The organism is Aerococcus sp. L_32, from assembly GCF_050689315.1.
The window spans coordinates 1-3,282 of sequence record NZ_JBOEQF010000236.1 but is presented as its reverse complement, the minus strand read 5'-3'; the positions used below and the strand labels follow the sequence as shown (position 1 = coordinate 3,282).

Below are 3,282 nucleotides of genomic sequence, written 5' to 3'. Positions count from 1 at the left end.
CTGTAATACCATACCAAAGTGCTTGCGTAATTCCCCGCGTGTCATTGATTTAGTGGGTACACCATCAATTTTAATCGCACCAGCATCCACGTCATAGAAACGCATCAATAAGTTGATTAAAGTCGTTTTACCCGCACCTGTAGGGCCAACAATGGCCACTGTTTGACCAGGTTCAACTTTGAATGAGATATCTTGCATCAAGGGCTTCTCTGGGTCATAACCGAAGCGTACGTGGTCGAATTCAACAGCACCAGTAACTTTCGCTGGTAGATGGCCGGTAACTTCTTCTTGGATCTCATTTTCCTCGTCTAAGAAATCAAAGACACGGTGGGCGGCGGCTAGGGCTGATTGTAAGACACCGGATAGTTGGGTCAACATTTGAATCGGTTGGGTAATTTGCATCACGTATTGGACTAAGGCTTGTAGATTACCAACTGTTAACTTCCCAGCAAGGGTATATAAACCACCGGCAATTGCAGTGGCAACGTAGCCCAAGTTACTTACCGTATTCAGTAGAGGCATCATTAGAGAAGATAGGAAGCTGGCTTTAAAACCGTAATCCCGCAATTGTTGGTTTCGGCGTTCGAATTCAGCCACCGATTCCTCTTGACGACTGTAGACCTTGATTTCAGTGAAACCTGACAACTGTTCTTGCGTATAACCAAATAAGTTCCCTAAGGCATTCGCTTGATTTTGGAAGGCTGATTGCGATTGGTTAATAATCAGCTTAGCAAAAAGGAATGACAATGGAATTGTGGTCACAATAATTAAGGCTAGATGCCATTGGATAAGGAACATGGAAATAACCGCAAAGGAAATCCCTAGAATCGCATTCACGAACTGAATAAAGGACTGTTGCAAAGCATTGGTAATTGAATCAATATCATTGGTCATCCGTGATAAGACATCACCTGTTGGATGGCTGTCAAAATAAGAAACAGGCATGTTGTTGGCTTTCTTAGCCACGTCGTTACGAAGGTCGTATATAGCATTTTGTACCACATTTGTTAGCCAATACTGACCTAAGTATTGACCCGACCAGAAGAAGCAACCACGGATAAAGTAAAGTAGGGCAATATAACCAACGTAATCATAGTTGATACTTGCACCAGGTACTTGGTTCATCAAATCCACTACATTACTGGTTAATTCCGTGATAGCTAAACCAAGTACGATAGGTTCTAAAACACCGGCAATATTCATCCAAACAGTGGCAAACATGGCCAATAAGAATTGGCCTTTATAGGGTTTGATATACCGCCATAGGTTGCCTAAGATTTCCTTAGTTGGAATTTCTCGTTTTTCAATTTCTGTATTAGCCACGATTTAATTCCTCCTCACTTAATTGAGATGATGCAATTTCATAGTAAAGTTCAGACGTTTTAAGCAGTTCTTTATGGGTACCGCGCGCTGCCACTTCACCCTCATCTAGGACGATGATTTGATCAGCATGGATAATCGAACTTACACGTTGGGCAACGATGATAGTTGTTGCATTCTGTGTTTCGTCTTTTAAGGCTTGGCGCACTGCAGCATCGGTCTTGTAGTCTAGTGCTGAGAACGAATCATCGAAGATGTAAATTTCTCGGTCCGCGATAATGGAACGGGCAATAGACAACCGTTGTTTCTGTCCACCAGATAGATTGGCCCCACCTTCATCTAAATGAGTCGCATATTTGGTTTCCAAACGATTAATAAATTCAGAAGCCTGCGCCACGTTAGTCGCTCGGTCCAGGTCCATATCATCCGCATTGAATTTACCGTAACGTAAGTTTTCCGCGATATCCCCAGTAAATAGTAAGGCTTTTTGCGGTGTATACCCAATTTTTGACCGTAAAGCATTCAAGTCATAGTTTCGAACGTCAATCCCGTCAATTAAAATCTGACCCTTACTCACGTCGTAGAAACGTGGGATTAATTTCACAATCGTTGATTTACCAGATCCAGTTGACCCAATAAAAGCCACCGTTTCACCAGGATTTGTTTTAAAGGAAATGTTCCGTAGAACGGGCTTAGAAGCGTCTGGATAAGCAAAGTCAACGTCACGGAATTCTAGGGTACCAAATTCATCAGATTCAGTAATAGCCACTTGTGGATCAGGTGAAGCAACTGTAATTGGCATATCCATCACTTCTTGTAATCGCCCCGCTGAAACCGCCGCACGTGGGTACATCATAAAAATGTTGGCAAACATTAATAATGAGAATAATGCGTGGAAAACATACTCGATAAAGGCAACCATGATACCAACTTGCATAGAACCAGTCTCAATCAAACCAGCTCCAAACCAAAGGATTGCAATAATCACGGTATTCAATAATAGAGAAAATAGGGCCGGTGTAACCGCGATGGTTTTGAATAATTTACCAGATTGTTTCTTGTAAGATTGGTTAACGTCTTTAAACCGGCCTTCTTGGAATTGCTCATTATTGAAGGCACGGATTACACGTAAACCAGTAATGTTTTCCCGTAGAATCCGGTTGATATTATCTAAACTTGCCTGTTGTTTTTCAGAAATCGGCAAAGTGTATTTGGCGATAAAAATCACAGATAAGATGATAATAATAGAAACGGGAATCACGTAAATTCCTAATGCCGGTGAAATGGAGAAGATCATGATGATCGAGAAAATTAGCATCATAGGGGATACTAGACCTTGTTTTAAAGTCATCTCCATAAACTGTAAAATCACAAAGGCATCGGTTGAAATACGGGTCGTTAAAGATGCCACACCCAACTCTTGAAACTCATGGTGAGATAGGTTTTGCATTTTCTTGTAGGCGTCATTTCGGATGTTCATGACCATGTCATTGACGATATTAGAAACCGTATAAGCGGTAATCGTCCGTGAAGCGAGGGATAGTACCACCAATCCCATCATTATCCATGTATAACGCCATAACAGAGGGATATCTTGGGTGATAATGGCATTATCAATCATTTGCGCTAATAGGGTAGGTAAGCCGATCATTACTGCTGCTGTCCCGAAGGTAGCAATGAAGGTGATCAGCAATTTACCAGGGTATTTTTTAACGTATTTCCAGATAAAATTCAAATGTTCTCCTCCTTAAACTTATTTTGCCTAGTAGTCATTTAAAATATAATGAATAAATTATCGCTAAAGTGAATAAAAGGCAGACCGAAATCGGTCTGCTTTTATCAGTTTGTGTTTTAACAACACTATTTTATTCAGCGTATAATTTTTGGATGCGGTCTTGCACATCTTTATTGTCTAAAAATTCTTCGTAAGTAGTATCCATACGGTCAACCACACCATTTGGA

At 40.9% G+C, this 3,282-nt stretch carries 2 protein-coding genes; both read right to left on the bottom strand.

Translation table 11 applies throughout. From position 1 onward, the window contains the following. On the bottom strand, positions 1–1,323 hold a 1,323-nt coding region (locus ACRCJ0_RS11015; RefSeq protein ID WP_431390466.1), incomplete at its 3' end, for an ABC transporter ATP-binding protein. Further along, on the bottom strand, positions 1,316–3,055 hold the full coding sequence (locus tag ACRCJ0_RS11010) for an ABC transporter ATP-binding protein (protein WP_417893261.1): 1,740 nt from the start codon (positions 3,053–3,055) through the stop codon (positions 1,316–1,318). The genes ACRCJ0_RS11015 and ACRCJ0_RS11010, both read right to left, overlap by 8 nt. Positions 3,056–3,282 lie beyond the last annotated feature (227 nt).